13 protein-coding genes and 1 riboswitch are annotated in these 17,314 nt (G+C 33.8%); of the genes, 3 read left to right on the plus strand and 10 right to left on the minus strand.

Translation table 11 applies throughout. From position 1 onward, the window contains the following. Positions 1–2: 2 nt before the first annotated feature. On the minus strand, positions 3–1,631 hold the full coding sequence (locus ESZ47_RS02870; RefSeq protein WP_148604562.1) for a malolactic enzyme: 1,629 nt from the start codon (positions 1,629–1,631) through the stop codon (positions 3–5). A 141-nt stretch (positions 1,632–1,772) separates the two neighbouring features. Here ESZ47_RS02870 and ESZ47_RS02875 point away from each other — a divergent pair, with 141 nt between their 5' ends. Continuing rightward, a complete protein-coding gene (locus tag ESZ47_RS02875) occupies positions 1,773–2,660 on the plus strand; it encodes a LysR family transcriptional regulator (RefSeq protein ID WP_148604563.1) in 888 nt (295 codons plus the stop codon). A gap of 47 nt (positions 2,661–2,707) precedes the next feature. Here the strand turns inward: ESZ47_RS02875 and ESZ47_RS02880 are convergent, their stop codons facing one another. The 5 genes from ESZ47_RS02880 to ESZ47_RS02900 all read right to left on the minus strand — a co-directional run bounded on the left by ESZ47_RS02880 (position 2,708) and on the right by ESZ47_RS02900 (position 9,937). Continuing rightward, positions 2,708–3,346 carry a response regulator transcription factor gene (locus ESZ47_RS02880; protein ID WP_148604565.1) on the minus strand — a complete coding sequence of 213 codons (639 nt, stop codon included), beginning with the start codon at positions 3,344–3,346 and terminating at the stop codon, positions 2,708–2,710. After that, positions 3,336–4,544, minus strand: a complete 1,209-nt coding sequence (locus tag ESZ47_RS02885; RefSeq protein WP_148604567.1) for a sensor histidine kinase — start codon at positions 4,542–4,544, stop codon at positions 3,336–3,338. Before ESZ47_RS02885 ends, ESZ47_RS02880 begins: the two co-directional genes overlap by 11 nt. 62 nt (positions 4,545–4,606) lie before the next feature. Next, positions 4,607–6,718, minus strand: coding sequence for an MMPL family transporter (locus ESZ47_RS02890; RefSeq protein WP_148604569.1), 2,112 nt, complete (start codon positions 6,716–6,718; stop codon positions 4,607–4,609). Positions 6,719–6,879: 161 nt separating this feature from the next. Further along, on the minus strand, positions 6,880–8,565 hold the full coding sequence (locus ESZ47_RS02895) for a glycoside hydrolase family 13 protein (protein ID WP_148604571.1): 1,686 nt from the start codon (positions 8,563–8,565) through the stop codon (positions 6,880–6,882). 22 nt (positions 8,566–8,587) lie between these two features. Then, a complete protein-coding gene (locus tag ESZ47_RS02900; protein ID WP_148604573.1) occupies positions 8,588–9,937 on the minus strand; it encodes an SLC45 family MFS transporter in 1,350 nt (449 codons plus the stop codon). A 368-nt stretch (positions 9,938–10,305) separates the two neighbouring features. Between ESZ47_RS02900 and ESZ47_RS02905 the strand changes: the two genes are divergently transcribed. Beyond that, positions 10,306–11,307, plus strand: coding sequence for a LacI family DNA-binding transcriptional regulator (locus ESZ47_RS02905; protein ID WP_148604575.1), 1,002 nt, complete (start codon positions 10,306–10,308; stop codon positions 11,305–11,307). 191 nt (positions 11,308–11,498) lie between these two features. Here the strand turns inward: ESZ47_RS02905 and ESZ47_RS02910 are convergent, their stop codons facing one another. Then, the gene (locus ESZ47_RS02910; protein WP_148604577.1) at positions 11,499–12,074 is read right to left on the minus strand and encodes a TetR/AcrR family transcriptional regulator; all 576 of its coding nucleotides are present in this window, start codon (positions 12,072–12,074) and stop codon (positions 11,499–11,501) included. 141 nt (positions 12,075–12,215) lie between these two features. Here ESZ47_RS02910 and ESZ47_RS02915 point away from each other — a divergent pair, with 141 nt between their 5' ends. Then, positions 12,216–13,337, plus strand: a complete 1,122-nt coding sequence (locus ESZ47_RS02915) for an alpha/beta hydrolase (protein WP_148604579.1) — start codon at positions 12,216–12,218, stop codon at positions 13,335–13,337. A gap of 43 nt (positions 13,338–13,380) precedes the next feature. Here the strand turns inward: ESZ47_RS02915 and thiW are convergent, their stop codons facing one another. The 3 genes from thiW to proC all read right to left on the minus strand — a co-directional run bounded on the left by thiW (position 13,381) and on the right by proC (position 17,309). Further along, on the minus strand, positions 13,381–13,893 hold the full coding sequence (gene thiW / locus ESZ47_RS02920; protein WP_208797469.1) for an energy coupling factor transporter S component ThiW: 513 nt from the start codon (positions 13,891–13,893) through the stop codon (positions 13,381–13,383). Between the two features lie 227 nt (positions 13,894–14,120). Then, positions 14,121–14,212, minus strand: a riboswitch (TPP riboswitch). 59 nt (positions 14,213–14,271) lie between these two features. Next, positions 14,272–16,518, minus strand: coding sequence for an ATP-binding cassette domain-containing protein (locus ESZ47_RS02925; RefSeq protein ID WP_148604581.1), 2,247 nt, complete (start codon positions 16,516–16,518; stop codon positions 14,272–14,274). 17 nt (positions 16,519–16,535) lie between these two features. Beyond that, on the minus strand, positions 16,536–17,309 hold the full coding sequence (proC, locus tag ESZ47_RS02930) for a pyrroline-5-carboxylate reductase (RefSeq protein ID WP_148604583.1): 774 nt from the start codon (positions 17,307–17,309) through the stop codon (positions 16,536–16,538). Positions 17,310–17,314 lie beyond the last annotated feature (5 nt).

Here is a 17,314-nt window from a genome sequence, read left to right on the forward strand (position 1 = left end):
ATTTAATATTCTGCAGACCATTTTGCATCTCGCACAGCTTGTTTTGGATTAGTAATTGTTTCACGATTAAGTTTTTGTTCAACTACACTTTGTGCTGTAACTTCAGCAATTTTTTGTGAAAACTCAGTTAGATTTGAAACGGGTGGCAATACAGCTGCCCCAGGTTCATCTGTATCAACTAGCCCACCAAGTGCGTGAATTGCCGCTGATATTGTTTCCTGTGTTAACAACTTAGCTGTTGAAGCAACTAAGCCAAAACCTAACCCAGGATAAATCAAAGCGTTATTTCCTTGCCCAATTTTATAAGTCACGCCTTTATAGACTACATTAGCTGCAGGAATACCTGTTGCAACAAGTGCCCTTCCATCGGTCCACTTAATCAAGTTTTCTGCTGTTGCTTCAGCTAACTTTGTCGGATTTGATAAGGGGAAAATAATTGGACGTTCAGTATTGTCTGCCATTGCTTTAACAATTGCTTCTGTAAATGTGCCTGGTTGTGTCGAAGTACCAATCAAAACCGTAGGACGTATTTCCTTCACGACTGCTTCCAAATTGTTCAACTGCTCTGAATTAAGAAATTCTTTTCGTGAACGAGTAAACGGACTTTGTGCAGCAGTTAACCCTTCTGTATCATCAAACAGTAGACCTTGCTTATCAACAAGATAGAAATGGCTCTGTGCTTCTTCATCAGATAAACCAGCTTGCTTTAATTCTGAAAAAATCTGATTAACAATACCCATACCAGCTGTTCCTGCACCAAAAGTTACAAATTTTTGGTCAACCAACTTTTCTTTTGAAATATTTAATGCTCCGAATATACCCGCCAAAACAATCATCCCTGTTCCTTGGATATCATCATTAAACGTTGCAATATTATCTTTATACTTATCTAAAATTACTTGCGCATTTGAACGACCAAAATCTTCCCAATGTAATAGTGATTCTGGGAATAATTTTTGTTCGGCAGTAACGAAATTATCTATAAATTCAAGATACTTTTCACCAGTAATACGCGCATGCCTATTGCCCAAATACAAAGGATTATCTAATAACGCTTGATTATTAGTTCCAGCATCAATACTAACTGGCAAAACAGCAGCTGGATCAATACCAGCCGCAGCCGTATACACCATCAACTTACCTACTGCAATATCAACACCATTAACACCCCAGTCACCCATGCCCAAAATACCTTCAGCATCGGTTACAACCACCAATTTAATATCTCTACCCGCAGATGCGTTTGTTAAAGCATTTTCAACATCTTCTGGACGATCAACTGATAAAAATGCAGCATTCTGTGGGTTAGTAAATATTTCATTGTATTGTTCAATCGAATCCGCAACAACTGGATCATAGACAATTGGCATAAATTCTGCAACATGTTGACCTATTAAATGATAGAATAAAGTCACATTTTCATTGAAAAGATTCATCAAAAAGATGCGTTTTTCTAGCAATTTTGTTTTTGATTGAAATTGTTGATATGCTTGTTCGCTTTGTTCTTCAATTGTTTGAATTTTACTTGGCAAAGTACCAATTAAACCTAAACTTTCACGTTCTTCTAGTGTAAAGGCTGTGCCTTTATTTAAAAATGGATTACGTACGATTTCATAACCTTGTATCGTCATCTGTGTTTCCTCCGAGAAATTCATCATTTATTTAACAACAGCCTTGACTATACACGTGCAATTGTTTTATAGTCAAATTAAACATTAGTTATAAAATATATTTATATATAACTATAAAATGTTGATATAGAAGGGTTTAAAATGCAATTAGAAGATTTTAAATATTTCAATGAATTATATATTAAGAAAAGTTTTACAAAAGTTGCTCAATATTATGGCGTTAGTCAGCCCTCCATTAGCAGTGCTTTAAAACGTTTAGAAAACTTTTTTGGTATGAAATTGGTTATCAGAGGCACTGCACAATCTCAACTAACTTTTACACCTGCCGGTGAACAATTATATCAGCATGCAATTGCGCTCTTAACCGAAGTCTCCAGTGCTCAACATGAACTTAATCATCTGAAAACTCATATGACAACAATTGGTTTACCACCCATCCTAAAAGGGGCATATTTTGCGAAAATTGCGGTCGCCACAAAACAATTCGATCAACAGTTCAATATTAACAATATGAGTATTTATGAGTCCGGATCAAATAATTTAAAAAAAGCTTTAATTGACGGTGACATAGATATTGCTCTATTAGGCTCTTTGAATCAATCACAAGAAAAAGATCTATTAATTATGCCTTTTATTCAATCTAATTTTTGTGTTTATATTTCAAAGAAAAATGATCTAGCACAAAAGAAAGAAATATTTTTTTCTGAGCTAAAAGAACAACAATTTGTTTCATTAGATTCTAGCTTTATTCACAACCAAGCAATCAGAGAAATGAGTTCTCAAGCTGGTTTTCGACCTAATTATTTTATGAAAACAAACGACATTAATTTTCTCATGAATTTGGTTGGCGAAAATCTCGGTGTAGCTATTTTAACTAATATTGTAAAGCCAACATCATCAGACATTATTGTTTTACCGCTTCTTGATAAAGTACAACCTTCGTTTATAGGCAGTGTCGCATTTAGAAAAAATCACGTACTCACCAAAGAGGAAGAGATGTTGGTCGAAACCCTTTCTCAAGAAACATAAATGAATTAAAAAAGCAACATTCGAAGAATGTTGCTTTTTTAATTCACTTAAATTTTAATGATATTCCTTTTAACACCTAATGCCACAGCCTCTACGCCAGTTGAAACATTCATTTTTGTATAAACTGATGTCAAATGATTTTTGACAGTTCGTTCTGACAAATATTGCTGTAAAGCAATTTCTCTAATCTTTAATCCTTTTGCAAGATAACATAAGATATTAATTTCTGTATTACTCAAACCATAAGGTGTCACTTCTTCTTGAGTAGCCCTTTCTTGATCAAACACAATATTTGAAATTTGACTTTGCAATATTACGTTTCCCTGTACGGCATTACGCACCGTGTTAAAAATTGTTTCTGTACTAGCATCTTTTAAAAGATACCCTTTAGCACCCAAGCGCAACATTTGCCTTATCTGATTAGCACTATCGACTGTTGATAATACGACCACTGGGACCAGAGGCTGATTATCTTGTAAGTATTTCATAACGCCGAAACCATCAATTTTGGCCATTTTAATATCTAACAATATCAAATCTGGTTTTTCCACTTCAAGAATCTTAATTGCTTCTTCACCGTCACTGGCTTCATAAGTAATATCGAAGTGCTCATTGCTTTCAAAAATTAACTTCAGGCCTTCTCGAATAATAAAGTGATTGTCAACAATCATAATTTTACTTGTCATTTTGCCACCTTAATTTTGCTGGAAAAGAAATGTTTACTTTAGTGCCTTCTCCAATGTGACTGTCAATTTTAACCTGTCCATTCAGCATTTCAACGCGTTCATATATTGCATTTAGCCCAAAGTGGTTTTCTTTTCGTTCGCCATTACTTACATTAAAACCAACACCATAATCAACAATTTCAATTGCCAGATAATTTTGGAACGATATTTTTACAATTGCAACATCCGTTTTGGCATGTTTCACAATATTTGTCAGTGATTCAGAAATAATTTTTAATATTTCTTCTAAATAGTCATGTGGTAATTTTATTTCTGTACTCGTTTTAATATTAACATTCAAACCGTAATTCTCATAAAAAACTTTTCCTAATTGATTTAAACGATCATATAAATCACCATCAATTACACTATTGGTTCTCATATCGTAAACTACTGCTCTAGCTTCTTTTAGCGAGTTTCTCGATAAGTTAATTGTTTTATCAATTTCTTGTATTGCCCTATCTAATTTATTATTTAATAATAATGCTTTTATACCTTCTAGCTGCATTGTAACACCTGCTAATCCCTGCATTAAGGTATCATGTAAATCTCGTCCTATACGGCTTCGTTCATTTTGTTGTGATATCTCTTTAACCTCTGTATAAGTTAATTGAAGTTCTTCTAAAAGATGTTTTGTTTTAATCATTTGGCTTACTTGTCGGTGGTAAGATCGCCAAGCTAAAAATATAATCGTATTAAGAAATACAGAAGCCTCTAACGCCATAAATGCCAAAAAGAATCCATTTCCTATTAGTTGTATAAACATAACTAAAATTTGCGCCGGTGCTAATATAAATAAAAGTGTTTTTAATCTAATATCATACAATGATATAATTTGTACACCGATTACTGGCAACATACTCATATAAAGTACAGTTTCTCCTGGAGTAATCAAAATACCTGAAATAACAATAATAATAATTTCAGAAAGAATAAACAAAAATTTATTAAATGCAATCAATTTAATACTTTTAAAATTAATCACTGCTTGAGCAAAAAATAGTATAAAAAAAGCTACGGTGTACATATTAGGTAGTGAGTCTGAAAGGCCTCTTAAATAAAAGGCTAAAAAATACATCATCAGACTCCAAAATATCATCGGCCACCTGTAAAGAAGCAAAATATGTTTCCTAATTTCTGTTTCAATATCTATCTTCATATTTTCCCTTTCAAAAAAAGACTAGGCTTTCATATATTATAGCTTAGTCTTTGTTTATTATATTAATCAATTTTCACGCGAGGTAATATTTTATTTAACCATTTAGGCAGATACCAAGTTGTATGACCAAATAGAGCAATTGTTGCCGGAACAAGAATCAAACGTACAAGTAAGGCATCAAATAATATTCCTGCAGTTAGTACTAGTCCCATTGATTTTACAGTAGCATCACTTGCAAAAATAAATCCAGAGAACACTGCCATCATAATAAATGCTGCCGCCACAACGGCTGGTCCACTATCCTTCATTGCTGTAATAACTGCTTGTTTTGTATTTTGCTTCTTCATATATTCTTCACGAACGCGACTGACTAAAAATACTTCATAATCCATCGCTAATCCGAACATAATACCTATAACCAATACTGGCAAGAAATTAAGAATTGCGCCCTTAGTTGAAATACCAACCAAATTAATAAAGTGTCCATCTTGAACAATAAAGACAATTGATCCAAGTGTTGCACCCAATGACAAGATAAATCCTGCTACAGCAACCACTGGAATGAGCAATGATCTGAATACTACAGTCAATAGAACAAAAGCAAACACAACAATCAAAATGGCAAACTTAGGTAAGGCTGTCATCAAAGCATCAGACATGTCAATGTTAATCGCTGTAGCACCTGTGATATAAAGGCTTGGCATGTTGTTATTCTTTTCTAAATCACGAATATTTTGTACTAAGTCTTTTGTTTTTACAGCGTTAGAATCAGTTTTTGGCTGAACTGTAATCATTTGATAGTCATTGTGTTTACTTGGTGTTGCTTGTGAAACTACAGCTACATTACTTAACTTTTTGATATCATTAGTAACTTTTTGAATATCTTGTTGTTCTGAAGTTTTTACCAAAACAACTAAAGTTGCCTGACTCCCTTTACCATACGCTTTGGTTAACAAATCATATGCACGTCGTTCAGTTAATTTTTCAGACTTAACTGAATCGTTTGGCAATCCCAGATTAATATGCGCAAATGGTATTGCTGCTATACCTAAAATTGCGATAACAAGAACAGTCAAGACCAATTTATACTTGGTAACGAACTTACCCCAACCACCGTGAATTCTCATCTTGCTAAATACTGATAATAAACGATTAGGCTTTTTACCTGTAACGCGATCACCGAGCAATACTAACATAGCCGGAACAAACGTTAATGATGTTAATATGGCAGTCACAATGGCCATCGCTGCTGTAATACCCATGACTGACAACATATCAATTCCAAGAACTGTCATGCCTAACAATGCAACAATAACTGTTGCTCCAGCAAATACAACAGACGTTCCAGCCGTAGACATGGCAGTTAATAAGGCTTCCTGCTTACTATTTTCTTGTAATTCTTGACGATAACGAGAAATTAGGAACAATGCATAATCAATACCAACAGCTAGTCCCATCATGCCGACCAAAGACATGGAAAAGGTTGCTACAGATAAGAAATTAGTTGAAATTAAAACTAGCATCATACCGACGACAAGACCTAATATAGCTGAGACAATAGGGATTCCTGCAACTAGTAAAGAAGCAAATGTTACAGCCAAAATAACAAACGCAACAGCTAAACCAACAATCTCAGCTTTTTCACCATTATCTAATCCTGATATTGCGACATCATTAGATGTTAGTTCAGTTTGAATTTTTTTATTTTTGGTAATTCTAATTGATTTTTCCAGAGAAGCAACTGTTTGAGCAGAAACATCATCACCTTTCTGCTCATACATTACTCGAGCTGTTGCAGTCATTCCATCCTTACTATAACTATTAAGAATTGTTGGTAATATAACCATTTTAACATGCTTATTTTTTTGAATATCTTGGAATAAATCTGTCATTACCTGTTGATTTTCGTCAGCAGTTAATGATTCACCATTCTTAGAGTGCAGTACAATTTGTATTTGTCCACCAGTTTGCTTAGTACTTGGAAATTCTTTTTCCATTAAGATATTTGCTTTTTCAGACTGAGATCCTTTAATAGCCATACTTGCGCCGTCAAAGCTAAACCCAAAGCTTAGTGCAACTATAATAGCAATAGCTACTGTTAAAAAATATCCTACTATTGTCAGTTTGGCATGCTGTGATATCCACATACCTAACTTTGCGAGTTGTTTCCCCATTTGAAAACCATCCTTCAGTTTAGTCTATATTATTGACTATACCAGTAGCCCTTGATGCAAACATCGTACTAAAGTGCAATCTTATTGCCCTATCGGGCAATAATAAAAATAAAAAGCTTTTTTGTAAGATAATTTTACAAAAAAGCTTTTTATTATAATCTTCAATTGTTAGCAAAGCGATATACTTTTGCTTCATATGGCCTCAAAGAACGTCCCGCATCGTCATTGTAATTGCTAATCAATATCTCAGCTCCTGCTGGCACATCATAGTCTCTATCAATTGTTTGCATTGTAAAGTTATTAATGACCAATAATTGTTCATCTTTTCCAACTCGACGGTAGGCATAAATTTGCGCATCATCAGGATCTAGTAGCTGATACTTCCCCGTTGTTATAATTGCTAATTCATGCCGTAATTTTATTAATTTTTGATAATAGTAAAATACCGAGTCGGGATCAGCTAACGCTTGCGAAACATTGATTTTTTTGAAGTTGGCATTTAGCTTGATCCATGGTTTACCTGTTGTGAAACCAGCATTTTCTGTACTATCCCACTGCATTGGCGTTCGTGCATTGTCACGGCCTTTGGCGTGAACATATTTCAGCATGGTATCTTCATCGACAAGGTGATCTTTATCAATCAAATATTTAAAGGCATTTTTAATTTCAACATCATCAAAATCTTCACGTTGCAAATTATAGGCATTGGTCATACCAATTTCTTCACCTTGATAAACGTATGGTGTTCCTTGCATAAAGTGCAATAATGTCGCAACCATTTTAGCAGAAATAACGCGATACTCCTCACTATCATTGCCATACCGACTCACTGCACGTGGCTGGTCATGGTTATCCCAATATAACGAATTCCATGCCTTATCAGTTAATTCATTTTGCCACTTTGACAAGTTTTCTTTTAAGCTAATCAATGAAACTTTTTTATCATACCATTTCCCTAAAGCAGGATTAGGATTATTATCAAGCCCCATGTGTTCGAACTGGAATACCATATTCAATTCAGAACTATCCGAATTTGCATATTTGATAGCATTGGGAATATCTACACCGGAAGCTTCACCCACTGTCATCATGTCAGCACGATTAAGTACCTGCTGACGCATTTCTTGCAGATATTCATGAACATGTGGCCCATTAGCAACAGCTTTATCTGAGTTACCATATTTACCACCATCAGGCACCTCACCGTCAGGTAAACCATCAGGTTTTGAAATCAGCGAAATAACATCCATTCTAAATCCATCGATACCTTTATCAACCCAGAAATTCATCATATCAAATACAGCTTGACGTACCTCTGAATTTTTCCAATTTAAATCTGGCTGCCCTTCCACAAATAAATGTAGATAATATTGACCTGTTTTTTCATCGAATTTCCACGCTGGTCCTGAGAAAAAGGAACCCCAATTATTTGGTTCATGTCCATTTACGGGATCTCTCCAAATGTAAAAATCACGCTTGTCATTATCTTTTGAAGAGCGACTTTCAATAAACCAATCATGTTGGTCCGAAGTATGATTAACAACTAAATCCATTACAATTTTAATATTTTTATCATGAGCTTTAGCAAGCAATCGATCAAAGTCAAGCATATTTCCAAATTTTACATTAATATCTTCATAATTTGAAATATCATAGCCATTGTCCTTATCCGGGGATGAATAAATTGGATTTAACCAAATGACGTCTGCACCTAATTTTTCAATGTAATCTAATCTTTGTTCAATTCCCTTCAAATCACCGATACCATCACCATCTGCATCCTGGAATGAACGTGGATATACCTGATAAACGACTGCTTTTTGCCACCATTTAATATTTTCTGTCATTTCTATGTCTCCTTTTTTGTGTTTAATTCACTTGTGTTTTTTCTTCTCTAACAATCCAGATTAAGCATCCTCCAATAATCAGAAATATACCTGCAATAGCTAACATATGAGCCATCGACTTACCAACTGCTGGAAAAATAGCAAAGCTTGCTACAGATGCAACAATTTGAGGGATACAGATAAAGCAGTTGAATAGTCCGAGGTAAACACCATCATGTTTACCATTTAAAGCATTTGTTAATATTGTAAATGGAATAGAAATTAACGCCATCCATCCTATTCCGATAAAAATAAAACCAATAAGTGACGTTAAATGCGTATGTCCATATGCAACAACAATAAATCCTAGTCCGCCGATAATCAAACTTAAGAAAAAGGCCATTTTGCGCGTTTTATTAGTCAAACGTTGAAATAACAAACCAACTAGTATAGCAACTACTGAATATACAGCCTGCAGTATACCAAACCAATTGCCTGCTGCTTGATAGCCAGCAGAAGCAGGATCAGAAACATTCCAAATATTTTCTGATAATGCTCCTGTTGAATAAGTCCACATATAAGGAATACCAAACCATACAAAGAATTCAACAATGCCTAATGTCCAAAAAACTTTCGGCGCATGTTTTAGAATATCGATAATCGACTCGTGAGATTTATTATCTGCTTGAAAACCATGATAAGATGCTAATGTTTCTGGATCATACTCCTTCACATTCATAATTGTAAAAATTGTAGATAATAATAATATTGCTGCCGCAACGTAAAAAGAAATTTTAACCGAATCTGGTACTACACCACGATCTGCAGTATTTGCCACACCTAGTGATGTCAATAAAAATGGAAAAACAAACGCAATTACGCCACCAAGGCTCCCCCAAATATTTTGTAAACTCCAAGCTCTATCTGTTTGTTGTTCATTAACCATATCAGGAATAATCATTTTAAATGGTTGCATTGACACGTTAGCTGATAGATCCATAAACAATACTGTAATAGCACCAAACCACAAAGCAGTCAATGAGCCGTAACCAAATCCAAATGAACCTGTATTAGGCAATAACAATAAAACAATTAAAGATACCAAGCATCCACCAATTAAATATGGCATTCGCCGTCCTAATTTTGGGATCCAAGTTTTATCTGAAAATAAACCAATCAATGGTTGTGTAACCATGCCAGCCAACGGTGGTAATACGAAGAAAAATCCTAGTTTTGTTGGATCAGACCCTAACGTTTGAAATATTCTTCCCATATTGCCAGTTTGTACTGAAAAAGCTACCTGGACACCTGCATAACCAAATGTCATCAAAAATAATTGCATACTAGTCAGCATTGGTAACTGACCTTTTTTCTGCATTTTACTATTTAACAATTGTATTCTCCTTAGTTTAAGTAACCGCTTACATTTGATTGTATGAAAATTATTAGCTTGATACACTTCCGCTTATTATAGAATCAGCAAATCAATCTCATAACACTATAATAACTAATCAAAATTGGTAAATAGGATTTAATAAACTAGCTTCCACAGCATTCAAGGTATTTTCTCTCTTCCATCACTATTTCGAAAACCTCTCAGGTATATTTGATAGATGATAGATTTCTGCCACCGCTTCTTTTTTTCCATAGCTATTATCCTCATTGCTTATAATATAATTATTTATGAGTAAACGTTTACGCAATTATATTGTAACCGCTTTCAATTAGTTTGTCAACAAGTTTTAGGTTATAATATTGAGTATGGCGATTACTATTAAAGACATTGCAAATAAAGCTGGACTATCTCCCGCATCTGTATCTCGAATATTAACTAATCGAGGTCGTTTTAATGAGGATACAGCTATCCGAGTACGTGAGCTAGCCCATTCAATGGGTTATCTTAAAAATCAATCTGCAGCTGATTTATCACAACAAAAAAGTCGTATTATTGGTATATTAGTTCCCATTGAACACACGAATTTCGCCGATGAAATTATTAAAGGCATGCAAAATAAAGCGCATGAGTTTGGTTATGAATTGTTGATCACGTTTATTGATGTCAACGAAAGCCAGCAAATTCAAACTGTTCAATCGCTCTTATCCCGACAAATATTAGCTATTTTTATGTTAGCTATTGATATGAGCCCTGCCGTCTTCAAATTATTAATAAACAGCAAAGTTCAGTTACTAAGTATTTCAAATCAATTGGATAGTCAAATACCATCTATTTCCTCTGATAACTACGTAATGATGAAAAAAATTGTAGACTATCTTGTTTCACACGGTCATAAAAAAATTGCATTAATTGGTTCCTCAAGTCAATTTCCTATTGTTGCACAATTACGAAGGCAAGGATTTATCGATGGATTAGCTGCACATGGCATTTCGTATAATCCAGACTTCATTTGGGGAACTACACTTTCATATCAAACAGGTCTAGAAACAATTAAACATTTTGGACTTCCTCTTCCATTTACAGCAGCTATTGGTTCTGCTGATATTATCAGTATTGGTTTATTAAATAGCGCTAAAGATGCCAATTTAGATATTCCCAATGATTTATCAATTATATCTATTGATGGTACTGAATTAACACAAATCACTAGACCAGTTTTGACAACTATTCAACAAAATTTTCAATTAATGGGCGAATTAGCAATCACTACACTTCATGAAAACAAATTTACCGAAGAAAAAGTTATTTTTACAAAGACAAAAATAGTACCTGGAAAAACTGTTGCAATCAATTATGAATCTATTTAAAAAGACTAAAACTATAAATATGGTTTTAGTCTTTTTAAGTTATTACTTCTGCTAAGAGAATTTTTTAACTACAAAACCCCAAAATAATAACAACACTGTAATCTGTTTTTATCTAAAATCATAAGCCCTTAAAAAAATAATCATCTGACTAATTTTTTTCATGCAGCATCTCTCAGTAGTATGTCAATATGCTAGTTCTCATGAACTTCATCTATGATTAGTGATTGTATTAAGTTCATAAAATCTGTCTGTTCTTCAATTAAATAAGCATCATTCGCGTGTCTCAAAGTAAACATAACTGATGTTAAAGCTAAGTCTGCATAAATTTGAGATAAAAATTCAACAGAAAAACGTTTGTTCAATTTTTGCTTTCGAAAATAGCATTGAGCATTTTTATAAAATATTTGATGAAATTTTTCTCGTATGGAACTATTAACTTTGTCCTGCGACATAAGGATTGAAAGATTAAAGTCTTCTTTGATTGTCTCCTTAATTAGTTTATTAATCATTTCAAAAGTATTTTCTTCATGAATTGCTTCAAATCGTTGATTAACATCTTTGTTAAATTTCTTCGCATATTGATTGACCATTGTGTCAATAACATCATATTTATCAATGTAATGATCATAAAATGTAGACTTACTAATAATAGCTTCATCACAAATTTCTTTCACTGTGATTTTAGAAATGGTTTTGGTTTCCAGTAATCTCATCAATGTGTCGCAAATTAATTTTTCTGTTTTAATAACTCGTTTATCTTTGTTCATTTACTTTCCTCTACTTGTACTCATCAATATATTAACATACTTTATCATACTAAAAGTACGTTAACGGTCTTTTAGGTTCTTATTGCTAGTTGTTTTTAACACAAGTAATGACAGAATGGAATTAAGAAAAGGAGCAGAACTATGTTTAAACAATATGTCAAAAACGAACAATTCAATTTACAAATCAATCGCTTTATCAATGATGATTATGAAAACAATAAAAGTGTGCAACAAGATTTAAATAAAATATTACCTCAATTAACTGATGAAGAGTCTTGGTATAATGCTTGGTATACACAAGCTCTTGAAAGAGAAAAAAATGGTGATTTTGCTATTGCTTCGACCTATTATCAAGCTGCCGAATTTTACTTATCTCCAGATGATCACAGAGATGAATTTGTCTATAATAAATATCGAGAAAATTTTTACAAAGGCTTTGGCGATTTTGAGTATGAAAAATACGAAATTCCTTACGAAAATGGTTCCTTACCAGTTGTAAAATTAATTACACCAAATGCCACCAAAAACTTATTATTATTCGCAGGATATGACTCCTACATGGAAGAAATGGTTAAAATGGCTAAATTTATGAAAGGTATTGACTATAACATTTATGTTTTTGATGGTCCAGGACAAGGCACTGCGTTGCGACAAGGAATCCACCTCATTCATAATTGGGAGAAGCCTGTCAGCGCTATATTAGATTATTTTGATATCAAAAAAGCCAGTGCTATTGGCATATCATTAGGTGGTTATTTGGTAATGCGGGCAGCAGCATTTGAAAAAAGATTGGATAAAATTGTTGCATTTGACATTTTTTATAGCTTTTTTGATGCATTGCGCGTTAGAATGCCATATGATCACATAACAAAAATTGAACAACTAGTCACAACTAATGATGCTGATCGTATCAACGAAATTTTTCAACAAATGATGTCTACTAATTTAGACTTAAATTGGAAGATTAATAAAGGCATGGAGAACGTCGGTGTTCACACACCTTTTGAGCTTTTAAAGCAGTTCGAAAAATATAATATGGAACCAATTATGCCGTTTATTAATCAAGACGTCTTATTATTAGCTGGGGAGAATGACCAATATGTACCAAGCAGTCGTTTATCTGAAATCGAAAATGGACTTATTAACGCTGGTTCCATACAGTCCATTATGTTTGACAAAGAGTCTGGTGGGGATCAACATTGTCAAGCAGGCAATCGTCAGTTAGGATTCAACGCAATTAAAGAATTTTTACAGAATCGATGAACCAAAAAAGCACATCAGGATGTGCTTTTTTAATACTTTTTATTCATCGAGCGAATATATTTTGAATTTGGCGAAACAACCGTATTTTCATAAAATTGACTAAAATAAAGTACGCAATAATGGATCCAATAACTGTCGCGCCGATAAATCTTGGTGTATACACAAGCCAGTATAATTCATGGTGTTGCCCTGTAAACAAAATCATAACAGGCACTGAAATCACTGAGCCTACAATGCCAGTTCCCAAAAACTCACCAAACATCGACCAGTATATGTTACCACCATATCTATATAAAAATCCTGCGCTAAAAGCTCCAAAAATTGCACCTGTTAAGGCTAATGGCGGTATACCGAAAATAAACATCCTTATGATACCCGTAATAAAAGCCATAACAACAGCATAAACTGGCCCTAAAATAACTCCTGCAATAATATTCATGACACTAGACATAGGTGCCATTCCTTCAATTCTGAAGATGGAAGATAATATGGTATCTAATGCAACCATAACGGTCACTATTGCTAATTTTTTTGATTTATAGTTAATGTTTATCATGCTATCTTTGTTTTCTAAATATAATTTAATTTGATAATTAATGACAATATCCTAATAATGTCATGCTTTAAAAAAGTATCTTTATCCAGGTAGATAAGAACACTTCTATCAGTAATAATCAACTTGTACTAACAAACTATATGCACTTCCCTACGCTGGTCAAGTGTTTATTTAATTTTCAGTTAAAAAGACGCTTCCCTAAAAGTTAAGAAAAGCGTCCATCAAAAATAATTTAGTAGACACTTTCCTACGCTGGTATAACCCAGATCAGGTTCAAAGAGTTCTTCTCAGTCATTTTCTGACGCCTCTAGTGCAACTATAATTATACATGCTAAAATTATAATAATCAATTTATAATACGTTTTGAAATAAACTATTTCATAAATATGGTCGAGTGATTGAATCGGATGAAGATTTCAAGTCATCAAATGTACCTGCAAACATTATTTGACCACCTAATCTTCCTCCTTCTGGACCCATTTCCACAATCCAGTCAGCTTCTCGAATAACTTTTAAACTATGTTCGATAATAATAATCGTATTACCTTTAGCTACTAAATGACTAAAAAGTACAAGCAAATGATCAATATCTTTTAAATGCAAACCATTTGTTGGTTCATCAATAATATATACACTTCCCTCTTTTTGCAAGTAACTTGATAACTTTATTCGCTGAAGTTCACCACCAGATAACGTTTTAAGCGATTGGTTAAGTTTTAAATAACCAACGCCAACATCTTCAAGAGCTTGCAATCCAACAGTAATCTTACGTTGTTGACTAAAGAAGGCTATAGCTTGGGTCACTGTCATTGAAAGCACATCAACAATTGACTGCCCTTGATACAAGTACTGTAAAGCTTCATCGTTGTAGCGTGTGCCATGACAGAGCTCGCATTCTGAAACGACATCGTCCATAAAGTACATGTCATTAACAATTACGCCTTTACCTTTACAGTGCGGACATGCTCCTTTAGAATTATAACTAAATAATGCCGGACTAACTTTATTAGCTTGAGCAAATAATTTTCTAATATCATCAAATATATCTAAATACGTCATCGGTGTAGAGCGCAAACTAATACCAATATTTTTTTGCGAAATAGTAATGACGTCAGTAGCCTCATCTACAAGTTTGGATCGAATTACTTCTGCAAGTGATGTTTTGCCTGATCCAGCCACACCACATAAAACTGTTAAGGCTTGAAGTGGAAACTTTAGCGATACATTTTTTAATGTGTTTAAATGTTGATTTTGAATGGTAATCCAGGAACTCAATGTGCGTGAAGTTGTTTTACGAACTTGTTTTTCACGCATAGCAATACTCGTAATAGTATCAGCATTGACGAAATCATGATAACGACCTGCAAATTGAATTTCTCCCCCTGATTCACCATGACCAGGACCAACATCAATAATATAATCTGCTTTTTCAATTAACAAAGGGTTATGCTCAACCAAAATAATAGTATTCCCTTGTTGCTTTAAGATGTTCAGACAATTATAAATACGTTCAATATCTTTAGGATGTAATCCGGAACTGGGTTCATCCAAAACGTACATAACATCGTTTAAGGAGCTTGTAATATGTTTGGCAATTCTGATTCTTTGTGCCTCACCACCTGACAAGGTATCCGTACTTCTAGACAAGTTCAAATAGCTTAACCCTATCGTCTTCAAAGCTTCTAACCTATTAATAATTTGTATGTTAATATCTTTTACTAACGAATTATCAATCTGTTCAATAAATTCTTGTAACTCATCTAGCGGTAGAGATACTAAATCACTAATACTATATCCATTAATTTTACAACTACGTGCTTTATCATTTAGTCTTGACCCCGAACAAGCTCGACATGTTTGTGTTGATACAAATTGATCCAATTGCCTTTTGTGACGCTTGCCTTCATCAGTGTTAAGAATGCTTCTTTCAATTCGCGGCACTATTCCTTCGTATAATGCTGTTTTAGGCCATTCACTAGAAGGATTGGTCAATTTTTGCTGTGGTGAATAGAGTAGCATTTCCAATTCTTCTTGTGAATAATCCTTAATTTTTTTATCTAAATCAAACAAGCCACTGTATGCATATCTTTTCCAACGCCATGCTCCATATCCAAAAGTCGGAAAATTAATTGGATTTTCATTTAAAGACTGATTAAAATCTACTAAATGATTGATATTAATATCTTTTGTGAATCCTAATCCATCACAAACTTCGCATTTTCCTTGTGGATGATTAAAAGAGAACACATCTGAATAACCAACGAAAGGTTTTCCAATTCGCGAAAAAAGCAGTCTTAAAAATGTATATATTTCCGTATATGTACCAACTGTTGAGCGGACATTTCCTGACATTTTTCTTTGTTCAATCGGAATAGCTATAGGTAAATTCTCAATATGGTCTACAACAGGTCTACCATATTTTGGTAGGATGTGCTGAATATAGCTCGAAAATGTATCATTTAGTTCACGTCTAGATTGTGCAACTAAAGTGTCAAAAACCAAAGTTGATTTACCAGAACCTGACACACCTGTGAAAACTGTCAATTGATGTTTTGGAATTTTAACAGAGACGTTTTTTAAATTGTTCTGGTGCGCATTTGAAATTTCAATCCACTCATTATTCATTACTACCCCCTAAATAATTAATTTCCGTTAGATGCTAACACCGCATTGATAACTGCATTTCTAAAATTATCTTTCTCAAGTGATAATACCCCTTTTATAGTACTACCACCAGGTGATGTCACTTGACCTTTCAATTCTGAAAAATTCTTATCACTATCAAGAGCCAAAAGCCCTGAACCTTTAACGACACTAGCAATTAATTTATGAGCTGTCTTTCTATCAAGCCCTTCGTGAACACCAGCATCTTCCATTGCATCCATTAATACATCAATAAATGCTGGTGCACAGCCACCAATAGTCCCAGCAATATTTAGTTGGTTTTCTGAGATAGTAATCACATCACCCAATTTGGATAATTGATTTTTAATCACTGTAATGTTTTCTATGTTCAAAGAACTATTTTCTGCAAATGATATGGTACCTGCTCCGATAGCTACTGGTGTATTAGGCATAAAACAAGCAACTGGATTTTCACTAGCAACTTCATGTAGTTGCTCAAAACTAATTCCACCTGCTGATGACAATATAATTGTTTCATCAGGTAACCCATTGTTTTTCAAGGTTTTAAGGACATCTATCACAATTTTGGCAGGTGTCGATAATATGACAATATCGGGGTTAGTTTTCAAAAAATCACCGTCGTTACTGAACACCTCTATCTGTAATTCTTCTGAAATACTTTTAGCCTTTTCTTGTGTTGTTGCTTTACCAACAATATCCACTTGATGTGGTATAAAACCCTTTACCAAAGCTTTACCCATATGTCCTAAGCCAACGATACCAATTTTCATTATAA

Origin of the sequence: Leuconostoc litchii (assembly GCF_008107645.1) — a bacterium.
Classification (GTDB): domain Bacteria; phylum Bacillota; class Bacilli; order Lactobacillales; family Lactobacillaceae; genus Leuconostoc; species Leuconostoc litchii.

Bases quoted from the DNA above. Each gene is read 5' to 3' on its own strand.
- ESZ47_RS02885 (WP_148604567.1), bottom strand. From the start codon at position 4,544: ATGAAGATAGATATTGAAACAGAAATTAGGAAACATATTTTGCTTCTT.
- ESZ47_RS02890 (WP_148604569.1), bottom strand. From the start codon at position 6,718: ATGGGGAAACAACTCGCAAAGTTAGGTATGTGGATATCACAGCATGCC.
- ESZ47_RS02925 (WP_148604581.1), bottom strand. From the start codon at position 16,518: ATGAATAATGAGTGGATTGAAATTTCAAATGCGCACCAGAACAATTTA.
- ESZ47_RS02915 (WP_148604579.1), top strand. From the start codon at position 12,216: ATGTTTAAACAATATGTCAAAAACGAACAATTCAATTTACAAATCAAT.
- ESZ47_RS02895 (WP_148604571.1), bottom strand. From the start codon at position 8,565: ATGACAGAAAATATTAAATGGTGGCAAAAAGCAGTCGTTTATCAGGTA.
- thiW (WP_208797469.1), bottom strand. From the start codon at position 13,893: ATGATAAACATTAACTATAAATCAAAAAAATTAGCAATAGTGACCGTT.
- ESZ47_RS02870 (WP_148604562.1), bottom strand. From the start codon at position 1,631: ATGACGATACAAGGTTATGAAATCGTACGTAATCCATTTTTAAATAAA.
- ESZ47_RS02880 (WP_148604565.1), bottom strand. From the start codon at position 3,346: ATGACAAGTAAAATTATGATTGTTGACAATCACTTTATTATTCGAGAA.
- proC (WP_148604583.1), bottom strand. From the start codon at position 17,309: ATGAAAATTGGTATCGTTGGCTTAGGACATATGGGTAAAGCTTTGGTA.
- ESZ47_RS02905 (WP_148604575.1), top strand. From the start codon at position 10,306: ATGGCGATTACTATTAAAGACATTGCAAATAAAGCTGGACTATCTCCC.
- ESZ47_RS02875 (WP_148604563.1), top strand. From the start codon at position 1,773: ATGCAATTAGAAGATTTTAAATATTTCAATGAATTATATATTAAGAAA.
- ESZ47_RS02910 (WP_148604577.1), bottom strand. From the start codon at position 12,074: ATGAACAAAGATAAACGAGTTATTAAAACAGAAAAATTAATTTGCGAC.